Here is a 16,975-nt window from a genome sequence, read left to right on the forward strand (position 1 = left end):
CACCCCCCTGTTCAAACCGTCATGCCATCAGAAATGAATGGTCCGTCCATAGGCGCTCAACACGCTTTCATGCATCATTTCGCTCAGCGTAGGATGCGGGAAGACGGTTTCGATCAGTTCCGCTTCGGTCGTTTCCAGCGTTTTCCCGATGGTATAGCCCTGGATCAGCTCGGTCACTTCCGCGCCGACCATATGCGCTCCGAGCAGCTCGCCCGTCTTCTCGTCGAACACGGTCTTGATGAAGCCTTCCGCCTCACCCAGCGCGATTGCCTTGCCGTTGCCGATGAACGGGAACTTGCCAACCTTGACGCTGTGCCCCGCTTCCTTCGCCTTTGCCTCGGTCAGGCCGACGCTGGCGACCTGCGGATGGCAATAGGTGCAGCCGGGGATGTTGAGTTTGTTCATCGCATGGGGATGCTGGCCCGCGATCGCCTCGACCGCGATGATGCCCTCATGCGACGCCTTGTGCGCCAGCCAGGGCGCGCCGGTGACGTCGCCAATAGCATAAATGCCCTCGACATTGGTCTTGCAGGTCGGATCGGTAACGATATGCCCGCGCTCCGTCTTTACGCCCAGAGCCTCCAGCCCGATATCCTCGGTATTGGGTACGATCCCGACCGCGACGATAACGTGGGAGAATTCCTCGGTGGCGACCTTGCCGTCCGCGCCCTTGATTTCGGCGCTGATGCCCTTGCCGGTGTCGGTGATCTTCTGCACGCCGGTCGAGGGGCGGATGTCCATGCCCTGCTTGGTGAGCGCCTTGAGCATGAAATCGCTCACCTCGACATCCTCGACCGGGAGGATGCGGTCGAGCATTTCGACCACGGTCACCTTCGCGCCCATATCGTTGTAGAAACTCGCAAACTCGATGCCGATCGCGCCCGATCCGATGACGAGCAAGTTGGTGGGCATCTCGGGCGGTGTCATGGCCGTGCGGTACGTCCAGATGCGCTTGCCGTCCGCCTTGGCGAAGGGCAGGTCGCGCGCCCGCGCGCCGGTGGCGATGATGATGTTTTTCGCGGCGAGTTCCGTCGTCTTGCCATCCTTGGCGACGCTCAGAGCACCCTTCCCCGTGATCTTGCCATCGCCGAAATACACCGTGACCTTGTTCTTCTTCATCAGGCCCGTGACGCCCTGGTTAAGCTGCTTCGCGACGCCGCGCGAACGCGCGATGACCTTTTCAAGATCGAAAGCGGGCTTTTCCACGGACAGGCCATATTTGTCAGCCTGCTTCATATAATGGTAGATTTCGCTCGTCCGCAGCAGCGCCTTGGTCGGGATGCAGCCCCAGTTGAGGCAGATGCCGCCCAGATTTTCGCGTTCCACGATGGCCGTCTTGAGGCCAAGTTGCGAAGCGCGGATCGCGGCGACGTAGCCGCCAGGGCCGGAGCCCAGAACGATAAGGTCAAATTGGTCAGCCATGACAACTCCTACAACGCACGATAGCGTACGCTGCCTGTAAAAAAGATGAGGTTACGCCAGCATTCCCAGCGGCTTTTCAACAAGGTCGCGGAATGCGCTCATCAGGCGCGCACCATCCGCCCCGTCGATGGCGCGGTGATCGAAGCTGCCCGTGGCGCTCATCACCGTGGCGATCTGCAGGCTGTCGTCGATGACGAACGGCCGCTTCTCCCCCGCGCCGATCGCCATGATCATCGCCTGGGGCGGATTGATGACCGCTTCGAACTGCTTGATGCCCATCATGCCCATGTTGGAAAGGGACGCGGTTCCGCCCTGATATTCCTCCGGCGCAAGCTTGCCCGCCTTGGCGCGCTCGGCCAGATCCTTCATCTCGGTCGAGATCGCGGCGACACCCTTGGCCGATGCATCGACGACAATCGGCGTGATAAGGCCGGCAGGCAGCGAGACCGCCACCGAGATATCGGCCCGGCTGAACTTGAGCAACGTGTCGCCCGCAAACTGCACATTGCATTCGGGCACCTGCATCAGCGAGACAGCCAGCGCCTTGATGAGCAGATCGTTGACCGACAGCTTCACGCCGCGCGCTTCGAGCGAGGCATTGAGTTCCCCACGCAGCTTGAGCAGCGCGTCGAGGCGCACATCCACCGTCAGATAGATATGCGGCACCGTTTGCTTCGATTCGGTCAGGCGACGCGCAATGACTTTGCGCATGTTGGAGAGCTTGACCGCTTCGTGCGGAATGCCGACATCCTGTGCAGCAACGGGCGCGGGCGCTTTCGGCGGTGCGGCTTGTTCAGGGGCGGCAGCGGGGGTGCCTGCCGACGGCTGTGCGCTGCCGAGATCCGCCTTGATGACGCGGCCATTCGGCCCGCTTCCCTTTACGGTGGCGAGATCGACGCCCTGCGCAGCGGCCAGACGGCGCGCGAGGGGACTGGCCTTGACCCGGTTGTCACCGGCGGGCGCGGCCGCAGCCGGTACCGCACCAGCCGGTGCAGGCGCCGCCTTGGCCGGAACGGGATCTGGCTTGGGTGCTGCTGCCTTCGCGGCCGGAGCCGCAGGCTTCGCGGGCTCGGCGGCAGGCGGCGCGGCATTCGCGTCTTCGCCTTCTTCCGCCAGGATGCAGATCGGCGTGCCGACCTTCACCCCTTCGGTTCCTTCGGACACCAGGATCTGCGCGACGACACCGTCGTCAATGGCCTCGAATTCCATGGTCGCCTTGTCGGTTTCGATTTCTGCGAGCAGGTCGCCGGAGGACACGGCATCGCCCGGCTTCACCAGCCACTTGGCCAGCGTGCCTTCTTCCATTGTCGGCGACAGGGCTGGCATACGTATTTCTATCGACATTCGGGGATATCCCTCTTTAGCTGTCTTGTTACCTAGGGAGGAGATCTCCACCTTGACGGTTTAGAGTGTTGGGTCAAGGCCGCGAAGTGCTATAGAACGCACAAAGTTGCTTCCACGCTATCAAGGAACGGGGCAAACGCGCAATGAGAACCTATTTGGTTATTGTAGATGAGAATCCGGAGGCGGAGATCGCTATCCGGTTCGCTGCCCGTCGCGCCGCCAAGACCGGAGGCGATGTGCGCATCGTCGCGCTTGTCCCGCCAGCGGAGTTCGTCCAGTGGGGCGGCGTGCAGGCCACAATGGAGGATGAAGCGCGGCTGCGCGCCGAAGCCCTCGTCGCAGGATCGGCAGGCACTTTGGTGGAGGAATCGGGGATTCGTCCCAGCATCACTGTCAAATCCGGCGAGCCGGTGACGGTGGTGCGGGAGATACTGGATACCAACGACGATGTCGCCGCACTCGTCCTGGGCGCGGCTGCGCATGGCCCGCCTGGGCCGTTGGTGGCGTATTTCACCGGACCCGAAGCGGGGAAGATGCCCTGCCCCATCATGATCATTCCGGGATCGCTCACGCGCGAAGCCATCGACCGGTTGAGCTAGACGTCGGACGGCAACAGATGGAAACGAACCGCGTAGAAGCGTTTAGCGACGGCGTTCTCGCCATCATCCTGACCATCATGGTTCTGGAACTGAAGATCCCACACACCTCCGGACTGGGCGCGCTCTCCGCGCTGTGGCCCGTGTTCGTGAGCTATGTGCTCAGCTTTGCCTATGTCGGTATCTACTGGAACAACCACCATCACCTGTTTCAGGCCACCCGCTCCATTACGGGCAAGATATTATGGGCGAACCTCCTGCTGCTCTTCTGGTTGTCGCTCCTCCCCTTCACGACCGGCTGGATGGGCGAGAATCATTTCGAGCGCTGGCCGACCATCCTTTATGGTGTCGATCTGCTGCTGTGCGCGGTTGCCTATTTCATTCTGGAACGCGTGATTATCTCTGTGGAGGGGAATGATGGCGTGCTGGCGCGCGCATTGGGCAGCGACCTGAAAGGCAGGCTATCACCGGTCATCTACCTCGGCGGCATTGCCAGCGCGTGGTGGGTCGCACCCTGGGCGGGAATGATTTTTTTCGTGGGCGCCGCCCTGATGTGGATGATCCCGGATCCCCGCATCGAACGCGAACTCAATGATCAGGACGAACTGCCCTCGCCCTGACGGATATGGTCGTATTCCGCCAGTTCATACGCGATGGAGGCTTCAACCAGGCTGTCCCACAGCGCGGCAATCACATCCGCCGGAGCGCCCAGCCGCTCGGCCTCGCGCCGGACATTGTCGATGACCTCGTGCTTGCGGGGCTCGTCGCGCACCGTGTCGCGGTCGGGCTTGATCCGCGCCGCAGCGCGCATATAGGCGAAGCGTCGGGCCAGCAGGGTCACAAGCGCACGGTCCAGCGTGTCGACGCCCGCGCGTACGTCCACCATCGTCTGGCATTCCTCGGGAGGCAGGGTATCGCTCATGCGCTCCCCCTAAAGCAAAGCGGGAACCGCTGTCGAGAGCGGAAGTCCACACAGGCATGGGCTTGACTTTACACCCCCGCCCCGCCATAGGCCCCGCTTCGCAATTGGCCCCGCACCCCGGTGAAGCGGTGGCCCTGTCCGGTGCTGGCAACAGTGCCCGGCCAGAGCGAGGACCGGGAAAACATCCACCCTCCCCGCCCTTTGGCATCCGGGAGGGCGGACGACGTTGTAGCAATTGTAAGGACTATTCATGACGAAGCGTACCAGCGCAAAGTACAAACTTGATCGCCGGATGGGTGAAAACATCTGGGGTCGTCCCAAGTCTCCGGTCAACAAGCGCGAATATGGCCCCGGTCAGCACGGCCAGCGCCGCAAGGGCAAGGTGTCGGATTACGGCATCCAGCTGCGCGCCAAGCAGAAGCTCAAGGGCTATTACGGCGACGTGACCGAGAAGCAGTTCAAGAAGGCCTATACCGAAGCCGCCCGGATGAAGGGCGATACCGGCCAGAACCTGATCGGCCTGCTGGAGCGCCGTCTCGACGCAGTCGTTTACCGCGCCAAGTTCGCCCCGACCATCTGGTCCGCGCGCCAGATCGTTTCGCACGGGCACATCTATGTGAACGGCGTAAAGTGCAACATCGCGTCGCGTCTGGTGAAGCCCGGCGACGAAATCACGCTGGGCAAGAAGGCCCGCGAGATGGCACTGGTCATGGAAGCGCAGAGCCTCGCCGAGCGCGACATTCCCGAATATGTCGCCCCCGACGGCAACGCCAAGGTTACTTATATCCGCGTCCCGACGCTGGACGAAGTGCCCTATCCGGTGAAGATGGAACCCAATCTGGTCGTCGAATTCTATTCGCGCTGATCCAGCGGTTTAACCAGCATCAAGGGCGGCCTGATCGGGCCGCCTTTTTTGTTGGGTGCGATCAAGGGTCAACGCTCAGCTCACCGCATTTGCATGCAGATTAATCAAACATTATCCATCAACAGCTATGCTGGGAGAGATGGAAAAAAGAATAATGGTGAGGAGAGGAAATATTTTCGGGCGGCTGCCGTTTGCCGCGATGCTTTCGCTCGTCCTTATTCTGGGCCTCATCCCCGCTGTCCTGCTCGGCAACCTGTTCATCCAGCAGAGCTTGACGGACGTCAAATTCGCACAACAGGAAAAGAGCGGCCTCGATTATCTTCGCCCGGTATGGCGCATCTACATGCATCAGCAGGCCGGAACGGTTACCGCGGCGGATATCGCCGCACTGAAGAAGGCGGGTCTCCAGTACGACCGCCAGTTCGACACATCCGACGAATCGCGCAGACTGGTCGAACTGCTCGAGGAAAACCCCGAAAATGACGCGTCAGCATCCATTGAGGCGACCGAGACGCTGATGGAGGAGATCGGCGATCATTCGCATCTGGTGCTCGACCCCGATCTCGACACCTATTATCTGATGGACATCGTTCTCCTGCGATCACGAGGAGTAATGGATGCTCTTGCCGAACGCGGAACCGACGATGTGCCGGATAATACAGCGCGACGGGACATCCTGCGCGCCGTCCTGAGCCTGAAGGAATCCGTGAAGCGCGCGACCGAGGGGAATCTTGACGGATCCGTCGGCCGCAGTCCATTAAAAGCGCAGTCTCAGCAACTGGCGACCGCAGCCCGCACCTATCTCAATCATCCAAGCCGAACCACGGCAGAGGCCTTCGCCAAGGAGAACGATCAACTCTGGTCGGTAACGGCCCACGAAATGAACCGCCTGCTCGATGTCCGCATCACGAAATTACAGGACCGCCTTCGCTTTAATCTGGGGGTTTCAGGGACGGTTCTGCTGGTGGTGCTGGTTCTGGCGTTTCTCGTCATCCGTGCGCTGTCGGGCAGTCTCAACCGCATCTCACATCGTGTCGCCCGGTTGTCGGAAGGCGATTATGCCTCGCCTGTCCCAGGAACGGACCTCCATAATGACGTGGGCATCATTGCCCGCGCTCTCGAAGATTTCGTCTCCCTTACCAACGAACGCCAGACGCTGGAGGCCACCTTGCTGCGCGAGCGTGAGCAAAGCCGCGTCGAGCTTGAAGCGACGATCACCCGCGTCAACGCGGAGAACCGGACCCTGCTCGACAAGGTCGTCGAGCAGCAGAAGGAAAGCCGCGCCAACGAGCGCCGGGCCCTTACCTCGCTCGCTGCCGATCTCGAGGCGCATGTCTCTGTTCTGGTCAGCGCCGCACGCGATGCAGCCACGCGGCTCGACCAGAGCGTCAACGCGATGACGGACGAGACCGCCACGACCCAACACCAGGCCGAAGCCGCAGCCTTGGCCGCGCGCCAGATCCGCGACACGGTCGATGGCGTGGCGGTGAGCATCGTCGCGATATCAACGCAGCTTAAAGCGTTGCGTGAACAGTCGGAGGAAGGCCGAACCATGGCCGATTCCACGATCGAAAGCGTCGACCGCGCCACCGCGCGCATCGCCGATTTCGAGGAGGCGGCCGACCGGGTCGAAGCCATGCAGATGCTGATTGCCAATGTAGCGAACCAGACCAATCTGCTCGCCCTCAACGCCTCCATCGAGGCCGCGCGCGTCGGTGAGGCCGGCAAAGGCTTCATGGTGGTCGCCGACGAAGTAAAGTCCCTCGCCCAATCCACCCGCAAGGCGACCCAGGACATTGCCGACCAGATGGCCGGCATGCGGCACGCCCACGCTGCCGTGGTGGCCGCGTTCCAGAGCATCTTCGACGCGATCCGGCATCTTTCGCTTGCCTCGCGCTCCATCTCGCACGGGATTGATGAACAGACCGACCGTATCACTGTGGTCGAACAGGCGATCCACGCCGCCAGCGGAACCGTGTCGGGCCTGTGCGACAGTATCGCCCAGGCAGATCATTCGGCGGCCGACGCATCGCGCGCCTCACGCCAGATCGCAGCGGATGTCGGCGGCGTCGTCGATCAGCTCGCGACGCTTGACCAGACCTTCGCGACGTTCACCCGTGGGATGAAGGAAGCCCAGAGCGTCGACAGTATCGCCGCGTGAGCCTTACCAAGGACGCGAAGGCGGTCGTTGGGCATTGCCTGAACCATCGCCTTCGCGCCTCTGAATTTGGCGTTTCCGCGGACCGGTCAGGCGAACCGGACCGTCACAGACCGCTTGCTCCGTCGCAGCAAAGACCCGATCAGGCCGAAGCCGCTTAGCATCATCGCCCAGGTGGACGGTTCCGGCACAGCGGAGAACTGCGAGACGAAGCCCGGCAAATCGCCGTCCTGAAATCCGAACACATAGAACTGGTTCGACCCGGCCGTCTTGGCGTCGAAGTCGTTGTCGTTTGCGACATACAGGGTGTGATAGAGTTGCCCGTTGGTGAGGACGTCCTGTCCGAACGCCAGCCCCTCGATCTTCGCGGGGATCTGCGCGGCATCGATGCCGTGCGCCTTCAGCGCTGCAACCAGATCGAGGAAGGGCGTGGCGGATTTGCCGACCATGGCCGCCGCCGCCGCGTCGCCGTTGAGGTTCGTGATGTCGGCCGCACCGGCAATATCGATCTGGAAGATCTGCTTCACCTTGGCATTGGAACCGTCGCCCAGTCCCTTGCCGTCGCGCTCATCCACCAGAAACTGGTGGTCGTTGATCGCAACGATCTCGCTCACTCCCGACCCGGTGGTGAGCTTGTACCCATATTCATGAGTCGCTCCGGTCGCGATGTCGATGGTGACGATCCGCACCATGTTCGCCGTCGATTTCACGGCCGCATCCTGGATCAGCGGAGCCTGCATGATGCCGACGAGCGTTTTGCCGTCCGGGGTAATGGCAAGACCCTCCATACCCTTGTTGGCGACACGACCGGACGTGTTGCCGCTGATTTCGGTCGCGCCGACCGGGGTTGCATGCCTTAACTCAGGGGTCGTGTCGTATGCACCGCATCAAAGATGCGCAGGGATCCTTCAAAGCCAGTCGTTGAGAGCTAATTTGACGAGCCCGGAAGCGGACGGTCGTTCAGGTACTTGCCAATCCGCAACTGGCCAGTGGTTTGTGGTCGTAGACCTGCTAGGCATCGCTGCATGACCAACATCCACAAGCTTTCCGGTATCGTCGAGGTCGGCGGGTTTCAATATGAGTGGGAGCTGCGGAGCGAGCCGCAGTGGAGCGAATCTGAAGGCTGGAAAGGCATGACTGTCGCGTTACTGCGCAAGCACACCCAGCGCGGAGCTTTGCTGGAGTTCCCCCCGCCGAAACGCTTGCTGAAAGGTATGCAGCGAGGCCGCCTCCAGATCAGCGACGCGCTTGTAATCAGGGGCATTCAGGCAGCTTTATTCGCAGGCTGGGAGCCTGGGTCTCGGGGGAAGCCGATGGTTTTCGTGGTCGATGTTGATGGCAACTAGCCACAGGCCGCTGTAGGGCGGCCCGAATGCAAAACGAGTATTTTTTTAGTGGCCTAACCAATCGGTTGTGATCTCGCCCTTGTGCCCCTCGGGCGCCAGCGCAGCGCGCAGGGCTTCCAGCAGAGGCGGCAGCGCCTGCGTGAAGGCGTAGGGCGGGTTGACGATATAAAGGCCCGCGCCGTTATAGATGCCAGGCTGATCGCTATCGTACAGCCAATGCTCCACGCACAGAAATTTCGGGATGCCGAGCTTGCGCAACTGCTCCTTCCACCGCCAATGCGTGGCACGGTCTTTCAGCGGATACCAGATCACCGTCACGCCATGCGCCCATTTGCGGTGAGCGGCGGCGAGGGTGGCGTTGATACGTGCGCGTTCGTCCGGCTGCTCATAAGGTGGATCGACCACGACCACGCCGCGCCCAGTGCGAGGCGGCAGCATCGCCAGCCAAAGCTCGTAGGCGTCACGCTCATGCACGGCAGCGGATGTGCCGCGCATCACCCCGCGCAGGGCATAAACGTCTTGGACATGTTTTTCGTTCAGGATCAGGAAATCCTGCGGGCGCAGAAGCTGCGCCAGAATCCGCGGCGAGCCGGGATAGAGGTGCAGCTCGGCCCCGACATTCTCCGCCTCTACCACGGCGCGGTAGTCGTTCAGCAAGGGGTTCGGGTCGGCAAAGGCCCGCAGCACGCCCTGCGTGCACTCGCCGGTGCGTTGGGCCTCCTCGCCGTTAAGGTCGTACAGCCCGCGGCCGGCATGAGTGTCGATCAGGGTCAGCGCGCTCTCTTTGTGCTGCAAGGCCCGCACAAGGGCGATTAGCAGGCTGTGTTTCACGACATCGGCGCTATTGCCAGCATGGAAGGAATGACGATAGTTCATCGTGATTCAAAAATCCTGAACGATCTCTCTGTATACGAGCTGCTAGGCGCGGAAGCCAAGCGCGACGCGATTGAAGGTACTAATCCGGTGCGCATATAGAGCTGGGCGGCAACCTTTAAAGTACTTTTACACGAGGCCTCAAGCCCCCGTTAGCGATCGTCACCAGAGGCGGAGAAACAAGGTTCAGTGAGCATGGAAATGTTCACGTCCGTGTCTTCTTGGTCAGTAACACACTTGCACCTGCTCAATGCAGGATGACTTGGATTGGTTGGGAAGGGCGTGCTCCAAATGCCCGATCACTGCGGTGAGCTTCGCTCAATTGCGGTCGTTAACAGCCTCAGAACGACCCGTCGATACCTGCCGTCCGTTCACCTTTCCTCTTGAAGGCAGCTCGAGTAGCGGGAATGTTCAGATATACGACCATTCTCGCTGCTCAGGTACGTTGTGGTCGGTCTCGAACAGCGCGGCGCGCAACTTTTGGCCCTCGGTCCCGTGCACCCCAATCACGGAAGGCGGGCCGGTTTTTCCGTCTCTTCGCATTGATCTCCATCAAGGCCAAGCATGTGGGGGGATTGTAAGCAGTTGCTATGGATCAAGCTCTCAAAGCCAAGATTCTCACGCTGCTGGAGCAGCACCGTATTATGACGGTGGCAACTGTGCGGCCCGACGGTTGGCCTCAGGCGACGACGGTCGGTTATGCCAGCGAGGGGTTGACCCTTTATTTCCTCTGCGGGCTGAATAGCCAGAAGGCGAAAAACCTGGCTCTCGATAACCGTCTTTCCTTCACTGTCGATCACGGTACAGAAAATGTCATGCAGATCAGCGGTCTGTCCATGGCAGCCTATGCAGAGCCGGTCACTGATCATAGGGAAGGTGAGCGCATTATCCAGCTTCTCGCCAAGAAATATGATGCGAAGGTCAACGTCGGCATGGTCATGCCACCACCGGACGCGGTGCGCTTGTTTCGGGTTACTCCCATTGTGATATCCGTGCTCGATTACTCCAAGGGCTTCGCACACACCGACTTGGTGGAATGCTGAATAGCATTTGTATTCAATGGACGGGCTCAAGATTGTCCTGACCACGAGTGAGTTGAACGTAACCGCCAACATTCAGACGTTCTTAAGCTGAAGTCTCACTTCAGTTTCAGCCATTCGTTCACCTCGGTCTATGATGGTAAGGGGTATGCTATGACGCCCAGTCATATCCCCCAGCCCGACCGACATCACCGATATTACACCACGCAATACTATTTTGCCGGCACATCTCAGCCGGACTAGCTCGTCTTATGACGCCGTACGTGATCGTACGGCTGATCTTCTCGACGATCACAGCGACTTGTGTCGGATGCTCGGTAAGCATGCAAATGCCATCGCCAAGATCTGCCCCGCCAACAAGCACCCCGCGCACGTCGAGAGCTGTGTCGAGGCATTAGGCGGCATTATCGTGCGGCTATACGTCAGACTACGTATACCTGCCCGGTGCTGGTAAAAGTTAGGTCAGGACCAACACCTGTTTTTAAACAGGGGCTACGGCCGGGGATAGGGCTGACCATCGTCGGAGAAAAAGCAGTGCATCGATGATGGCGTACTGCCTGAAGGGCTCGCATGTCGCGGTAGCGGCGATTTATAAGGGGCCTTTCGATGCAGAACATGTGTTCTTCGAGTTCTTTCGTTCGCACGTTTCAAGCCGTGTGCTTTCTTGGTTGCAGTCTAAGCGCATTATCCCTTCCCGCTTATGCGCAGACGGCCGACGCGGATCCAGAACACAGCGACGCGATCACCGTCACCGGCCGTCGGATATCGCAATCAGCCGAAGCCATCGGCGAGGAAAAAGTCAGCAATGTTGTCGCCATTACGCGCGAAGCTCTGCTGTCTGCGCCATCGGGCATTTCCGGACTCAAGATGCTCGAACAACTGCCCGGCTTCAACGTGCAGACCGACGGGGCGCTCGGCCTTTATGAATTCGGCAACAGCGTACAGACCCGCGCCTTTAACCTCGACCAGATCGGCTTCGTGGTCGATGATATTCCGACTGGCCGCAGCGACGCTTTCGGCGGAAGCCCGGTGTTCCGTTATGTCGATAACGAGAACCTGGGCGTGGTGGAAGCTTCGGTCGGCGCAGGCGACGTATCGATCCCATCCTATTCCTCACTCGGACCGGTGATCCGCTATAATTCGGTTACGCCGCAGGAGGATTTGGGCCTGTTCGTCGCCCAGAGCTTTGGCGACGACAATCTGAAGCGCACCTTCATTCGCGTCAGCACGGGCCAGGTCGGACCGTTCCGCGCCTATGTGAGCCGCACCAAGCTTGACAGCGACCTGTGGCGCGGCCCCGGCTCGATCGACCGCGAGCATTGGGAGGCGCAAATCCGCGTCGATCTGGGCGGTGACAGCTGGGCACGGTTCAAGTTCGTGTCGAACGATTTCTTCGATTATGACTCGCCGACGATCACGCGGGGGCAGTACAACTGCGTGAGCCGGGATCTGGCCGGGCGCTGCGGCCGCGATTTCGCCTATATCCGCAACGTACCCAACACGACGCCGGGCTTCGCGCCGACCACACCGGGCGTCCCTTATTCGAATGCCAATTACACGAGCGTTTACAACCTCGCGATCAACGTGCGGAAGGACATGCTTTACGGCGGGACCGTCCATGTCGGCATCGCAGATGGTGTCTTTGCTGAATCGACACTCTATTGGGAGGACAAGGGCGGCTATGGCGTCTCGCCGGATGGCTATGCCAACTCGCTGGGCCGTTATCAGCGCCAGGTGCAGGCCGGGTTGCCGGTAACGGCGCCCAAAGGCATCCAGTTTGGGCGCTCAGGCGTTGGCGGTGACCGCTACGGCATCACCACCAAGCTCCATTGGGAGATGGGGAACAATAGCCTGGAAACCGGCGTCTGGGCCGAGGTCGACAAATATCACCGCACGCAGGCGCGATACAATACCATCGACGGGGCGCCCGATTCCGCGCCCAATCTTGCCGAACTCGTCTATCTGCGCCGCGATTACCGTTCGAAACGGGACACGCTGCAGGTGTTCGTCAAGGACCGGCTGAGCCTGGCCGACGACCGGTTGGTGCTTGATGTTGGCTTCAAGGGGCTGGATCTGTCCTATGTCCAGCGCGGTTACCGCGACTTTGACGACTATTACCGCACGCGAACCGTCGCGGGCGTCACCACGGGCATTCCTGGCTGGGGGCCGCAGACCAATCGCGCCAAATACCGCGATCTGTTCCTGCCGATGGCTGGCGTGTTGTTCAAGCTGGATGGCCGCACCCAATTGTTCGCTTCCTATGCCGAGACGATGGCACTGCCCAAGGGCATGGACGACATCTATGCAGTGACGCGTCCGGGTACCTCTGCCCTGGTCCCCCAACCGGCACCCGAGCGCGCGCAAAATATGGAGGTAGGCGTCCGCACCAACCAGGGGCAAGTCTATGGATCGCTCGCCGCCTACCTGACCCGGTTCAAAAACCGCATCCAGTCCATAACCACGTTCGTGCCCGGCGGCGGTGCCTCGACCGAAACATTCTTCCAGAATGTCGGCCGGGTAAAGTCCTACGGCCTCGAGTTCAGCGGGACATACAAGCCCGCTTATCTCCACGGCCTTGTCTATGGCTCGCTGAACGCTACCTACAACATCGCCAAATTTCGAGACAATATTCCTGCGTCCACGCCAATCCTGATCGCGGACAAATATGTACCGGACAGCGCCAAGTGGATCGTGAGCGGCGGAGTGACAGTCGAGCCGGCATCATGGCTGGTGGCCAATATTTCGGGAAAATATACGAGCAAGCGCTGGTCCACCTTTACCAACACGCCCGGATCCAGTGTCCCCGGCTATACAGTGTTCAGTGCCTATGTTGACATCGGCGATGGCTTCAGCCTGGGGCCCATCAAGGCGATCAAGGCGCGGCTGAACGTGGATAACCTGTTCGACAAGGACACGCTGTCGTTCATCTCGACGGCGGTTACCGGTGACGGCGCCTTTCGACCGCTTTCGCCACGGACCTTCCAGTTCACGATCTCCGGCGAATTCTGATCGTGCGCGCTTTGATGGTCGCGGCGGCGTTGGTTGCGTCGCAGCCCAGCTACGCCCAGGCTAAGGACCCGGTTGTGTCGCGCAAGGATCGCGCGCTGCATGAGCGGCTGCTGACGCTCGATACGCATCTCGACACTCCGGCATCCCTCGACCTACCCGGCTGGTCGATCGAGGAGGGGCACAACGTCAAAACCGACTACACGCAGGTTGATTTGCCGCGTATGAAACAGGGCGGGCTTGATGGCGGATTTTTCGCGATCTACACCGCTCAGGGGCCGCTGACGGTCGAGGGGTTTCGAAATGCGCGCGACTTCGCGATCATGCGCGGCCTTTCGATCCGGCAGATGGTCGCCGCAGACCCCGTAAACTTCGCTCTGGCGCTGAAGGCCGAGGATGCGGCTCCGATTGCGGCTTCGGGTCGGCGTATCGTCTACATGTCGATCGAAAACGCCTATCCGTTGGGCGAAGACGTTTCGCTGCTCAAGACGTTCTACAACATGGGCGTGCGGGTGGTCGGCTTTGCCCATTTCGCACACAATCAGTTCGCCGACAGTTCGACCGATCCGTCAAAAAAGCCCCGCTACGGGGGGCTAAGTCCACTGGGGCGCGCATTGCTGGGCGAGATGAACCGTCTGGGCATCGTGCCGGATGCCTCACACAGTTCGGACCAGGTACTCGACGACCTGCTCGCCTTGTCCTCCACTCCGGTGCTGCTGACTCATTCGGGTTGTAAGGCTGTTTATGAGCATCCGCGCAACATTGATGACGACCATCTGCGCGCACTCGCTGCCAAGGGTGGAGTGATCCAGATGAACGCCTATGGCACCTACCTGCGCGCCAGTCGCCCCAACCCTGAAAGGCAGAAGGCCCTGGCCGCGCTGTTTGCGGAAATGCGCGAAGATGCCAAGCTAAGCGAGGCGGCACGCGAACGGTTACTGGCCCGGCGACAGGAAATCGACCGGCTCTATCCCGATACTGATCGCCCCAGCTTTGACGACTTCATGGCACATATGCTTCATGCGCTGAAAGTGGCGGGCCCCGATCATGTGGGTATCGGGCTCGACTGGGATGGCGGCGGCGGCGTTTCCGGCATGGAAGATGTCACTGCCGTCCCCCGAATCACTGCTGCGCTCGTTGCCGCAGGATATTCGGAGGCGGACCTCCAGAAAATATGGTCGGGCAATGTGCTGCGCGTGCTAGCCGCAGCCGAGGCGGCCGCCGCCTCTGGAAAGTAGACGTGCTACTGCCCGATTGCCCTGGATAACCGACCAAAGCGGCCTCCAGATGCTCTGGTCGATTGGTTGCGTCTCGCTTCGGACCGATGCAACGAAAGCTTTTGCCACTCCGCATAAATCGCAACCGTTCCTATTCTCACCTCACTCGCTGCGCGTAATACGCGGATCACGCTTCCGCTGCGGTTGGCAACGTGGAAACGAGCAAACTATCCAGAGCTTTGGAAATTCACCTGCCAGCACAATCAAGATCTGCATAGGACCCGCCAATCAGCAGGGGACGGGTCATGCGGTCAAATCCGCTGACGATAGGTTCGTTCCTTGCCCATTGGGACCTCATCAGAAACTGCCGTTCGTTCACCGGCAAAATGACCGGGGTTGAGCTGATAATCGGCCTTTGGCATGGCGTTTCGCTGTTCCGACAGGTCAGCACGCAAAATCGCCGGGTTTGGCAGCTCTTGACGTTGAGCGTTGGACTTCGCGACCACTTAATCTAAACCGATATGATGACCCAATCCCTTCCAAGCAAGACGCCGGCTACCAAAGCAAAGCTGTTGATTCGGCAGGCAAGGGCCAGCGACGTTCCGGCCATCGCCCGGCTTTCTGTCAAGGTCTATGGGAGGCGCGACGCTTTTACCCGTGCCGAAGTCCGGGGCCAGATCAACAACTTTCCCGAAGGGCAGTTCATCGCCGAATATGAGGGCACAGTCGTCGGTCACTGCGCGACAATGGTGCTGAGCGCCGAACAGGCATTTGCACCGCATGACTGGGAAGAGATCAGCGCCGGCGGCTATGGCCGACCGCCAGCCGAAGATGGCGAGGTGCTTTACGGCTTTGAAGTCTGCGTAGATCCCGATTATCGCCGCCTGCGTATCGGCCAGCGTTTATATCGCAAACGCAAGGAGCTGTGCCAAGATCTGGAACTGAAGGGCATCGCTTTTGCGGGGCGTATGCCGGGATATGTCCGGCGCCAGCGCAGCTTCCCAACTCCTGAAGCCTATTTGCAGGCCGTGTTGGAGCACAAGCTGCGCGATGCTGTAATCACCTTCCAGTTGAGCGAAGGGTACGAGCCTCGTTGCATACTTTCCGACTACCTTCCCGCAGACAAGGAAAGCGGCGGCAATGCCGTGCTGATGTACTGGACCAACCCGCTCGCCCCGCAAGATACCGGAAAGAAGCTGCCAGGCTTCAAGGAACGCCTGCCTTCCTCAGTGCGCGTCGCGACGGTGCAATTCCAGATGCGCCGCATCTCCAACATCGACGAGTTTGAAGAACAAGTTGAATATTGGATCGATGTGGCCGCCGATTACAACGCCGACTTCGTGCTCTTTCCGGAGCTCTTCACCCTTGAACTGCTGTCAATCGAGGAAAGAAAGCTAGGCCCGGTCGAGGCTATCAACAAGGTTGCCAGCTACACCGATCGTTTCTGCCGGTTCATGGAAAGGATGGCCGTCAGCTACAATATCAACATCGTCGGGGGATCACACCCCACCCGCTTCGCCAAGGGCGAGATTCGTAATGTCAGCTATATCTTCCTGCGTGACGGTTCTACGCACATGCAGGAGAAGCTTCATCCTACGCCATCCGAGCGGCGCTGGTGGAATATCCGGGGCGGCTATGGCGCCAGTGTGATACCCACCGATTGCGGCCCAATTGGAGTGATGATCTGCTATGACAGCGAATTTCCGGAACTGGCCCGCCATCTCGTCAACCAGGGCGCGCTGCTGCTTTTCGTGCCGTTCTGCACCGACGAACGGCGCGGCTATCTGCGGGTGCGCTACTGCTGTCAGGCACGCGCCGTCGAGAATCAGTGCTATGTCGTGATGTCGGGCGTTGTCGGGAATCTTCCGAACGTGGAAAATATGGACGTGCACTATGCCGAAAGCGCGATCCTCACGCCGTCCGATTTTCCATTCGCACGCGATGGTGTTGCTGCCGATACGGCAGCAAACACAGAAACAATAGCCATTGCCGACCTATCCATCGATGATCTGCTTACCAGCCGCCAATCCGGGGCAGTGCAGAATCTTCGCGATCGCCGTTTTGATCTCTACCGCGTCGAATGGACAGAGCGCGCTCCCGGATCGCGCCCTGCTGCCGCGGGAGGTGGCACTGGCGGCGGAGGCGGATCAACCTATGGGTGAGTTGCTCTGGCTTGGATCGCTGAC

At 60.2% G+C, this 16,975-nt stretch carries 15 protein-coding genes and 1 pseudogene; 9 read left to right on the plus strand and 7 right to left on the minus strand.

Going from position 1 to position 16,975, the window contains the following annotated elements; translation table 11 throughout:
- Positions 1 to 27: 27 nt before the first annotated feature.
- Both lpdA and FHS92_RS04640 read right to left on the minus strand, forming a co-directional pair.
- Complete coding sequence (gene lpdA, locus FHS92_RS04635) at positions 28 to 1,422, minus strand: dihydrolipoyl dehydrogenase (RefSeq protein ID WP_184077891.1); 1,395 nt, start codon at positions 1,420 to 1,422, stop codon at positions 28 to 30.
- A 51-nt stretch (positions 1,423 to 1,473) separates the two neighbouring features.
- Positions 1,474 to 2,766, minus strand: a complete 1,293-nt coding sequence (locus FHS92_RS04640; protein ID WP_184077893.1) for a pyruvate dehydrogenase complex dihydrolipoamide acetyltransferase — start codon at positions 2,764 to 2,766, stop codon at positions 1,474 to 1,476.
- A 143-nt stretch (positions 2,767 to 2,909) separates the two neighbouring features.
- Here FHS92_RS04640 and FHS92_RS04645 point away from each other — a divergent pair, with 143 nt between their 5' ends.
- On the plus strand, positions 2,910 to 3,365 hold the full coding sequence (locus FHS92_RS04645) for a universal stress protein (protein WP_184077895.1): 456 nt from the start codon (positions 2,910 to 2,912) through the stop codon (positions 3,363 to 3,365).
- A gap of 17 nt (positions 3,366 to 3,382) precedes the next feature.
- Positions 3,383 to 3,982, plus strand: coding sequence for a TMEM175 family protein (locus FHS92_RS04650; RefSeq protein WP_184077897.1), 600 nt, complete (start codon positions 3,383 to 3,385; stop codon positions 3,980 to 3,982).
- Here FHS92_RS04650 and FHS92_RS04655 read toward each other — a convergent pair.
- Positions 3,958 to 4,284 carry a chorismate mutase gene (locus tag FHS92_RS04655; RefSeq protein ID WP_184077899.1) on the minus strand — a complete coding sequence of 109 codons (327 nt, stop codon included), beginning with the start codon at positions 4,282 to 4,284 and terminating at the stop codon, positions 3,958 to 3,960. The genes FHS92_RS04650 and FHS92_RS04655 overlap by 25 nt on opposite strands.
- Positions 4,285 to 4,534: 250 nt before the next feature.
- Between FHS92_RS04655 and rpsD the strand changes: the two genes are divergently transcribed.
- On the plus strand, positions 4,535 to 5,149 hold the full coding sequence (rpsD, locus tag FHS92_RS04660; RefSeq protein ID WP_184077901.1) for a 30S ribosomal protein S4: 615 nt from the start codon (positions 4,535 to 4,537) through the stop codon (positions 5,147 to 5,149).
- Between the two features lie 154 nt (positions 5,150 to 5,303).
- Positions 5,304 to 7,310: a methyl-accepting chemotaxis protein gene (locus FHS92_RS04665; RefSeq protein WP_184077903.1), complete on the plus strand. Its 2,007-nt coding sequence runs from the start codon at positions 5,304 to 5,306 to the stop codon at positions 7,308 to 7,310.
- An 86-nt stretch (positions 7,311 to 7,396) separates the two neighbouring features.
- On the opposite strand, the gene FHS92_RS04670 is transcribed toward FHS92_RS04665, so the two are convergent.
- Positions 7,397 to 8,134: an esterase-like activity of phytase family protein gene (locus tag FHS92_RS04670; protein WP_343056675.1), complete on the minus strand. Its 738-nt coding sequence runs from the start codon at positions 8,132 to 8,134 to the stop codon at positions 7,397 to 7,399.
- Positions 8,135 to 8,332: 198 nt separating this feature from the next.
- Between FHS92_RS04670 and FHS92_RS04675 the strand changes: the two genes are divergently transcribed.
- Positions 8,333 to 8,653 carry a hypothetical protein gene (locus tag FHS92_RS04675; protein ID WP_184077907.1) on the plus strand — a complete coding sequence of 107 codons (321 nt, stop codon included), beginning with the start codon at positions 8,333 to 8,335 and terminating at the stop codon, positions 8,651 to 8,653.
- Between the two features lie 45 nt (positions 8,654 to 8,698).
- Here the strand turns inward: FHS92_RS04675 and FHS92_RS04680 are convergent, their stop codons facing one another.
- Positions 8,699 to 9,529 (minus strand): 23S rRNA (adenine(2030)-N(6))-methyltransferase RlmJ, encoded by an 831-nt coding sequence (locus tag FHS92_RS04680; protein ID WP_184077909.1) that lies wholly within the window; start codon positions 9,527 to 9,529, stop codon positions 8,699 to 8,701.
- Between the two features lie 587 nt (positions 9,530 to 10,116).
- Here FHS92_RS04680 and FHS92_RS04685 point away from each other — a divergent pair.
- From FHS92_RS04685 to FHS92_RS04695, 3 genes are all read left to right on the plus strand, one after another.
- Positions 10,117 to 10,569 carry a pyridoxamine 5'-phosphate oxidase family protein gene (locus FHS92_RS04685; protein WP_184077911.1) on the plus strand — a complete coding sequence of 151 codons (453 nt, stop codon included), beginning with the start codon at positions 10,117 to 10,119 and terminating at the stop codon, positions 10,567 to 10,569.
- Positions 10,570 to 11,181: 612 nt separating this feature from the next.
- Positions 11,182 to 13,575 (plus strand): TonB-dependent receptor, encoded by a 2,394-nt coding sequence (locus FHS92_RS04690; RefSeq protein ID WP_184078804.1) that lies wholly within the window; start codon positions 11,182 to 11,184, stop codon positions 13,573 to 13,575.
- A 14-nt stretch (positions 13,576 to 13,589) separates the two neighbouring features.
- Positions 13,590 to 14,810: a dipeptidase gene (locus FHS92_RS04695; protein WP_184078806.1), complete on the plus strand. Its 1,221-nt coding sequence runs from the start codon at positions 13,590 to 13,592 to the stop codon at positions 14,808 to 14,810.
- Positions 14,811 to 14,815: 5 nt separating this feature from the next.
- Here FHS92_RS04695 and FHS92_RS18720 read toward each other — a convergent pair.
- A pseudogene (locus FHS92_RS18720) lies at positions 14,816 to 14,998 on the minus strand (hypothetical protein); the annotation flags it as partial.
- Positions 14,999 to 15,100: 102 nt separating this feature from the next.
- Positions 15,101 to 15,295 (minus strand): hypothetical protein, encoded by a 195-nt coding sequence (locus tag FHS92_RS04705; RefSeq protein ID WP_184077915.1) that lies wholly within the window; start codon positions 15,293 to 15,295, stop codon positions 15,101 to 15,103.
- Between the two features lie 15 nt (positions 15,296 to 15,310).
- On the opposite strand from FHS92_RS04705, the gene FHS92_RS04710 reads away from it, so the two are divergent.
- On the plus strand, positions 15,311 to 16,951 hold the full coding sequence (locus FHS92_RS04710; protein WP_425506225.1) for a GNAT family N-acetyltransferase: 1,641 nt from the start codon (positions 15,311 to 15,313) through the stop codon (positions 16,949 to 16,951).
- Positions 16,952 to 16,975 lie beyond the last annotated feature (24 nt).

This window comes from Sphingobium subterraneum, assembly GCF_014199435.1.
Lineage (GTDB): Bacteria > Pseudomonadota > Alphaproteobacteria > Sphingomonadales > Sphingomonadaceae > Sphingobium > Sphingobium subterraneum.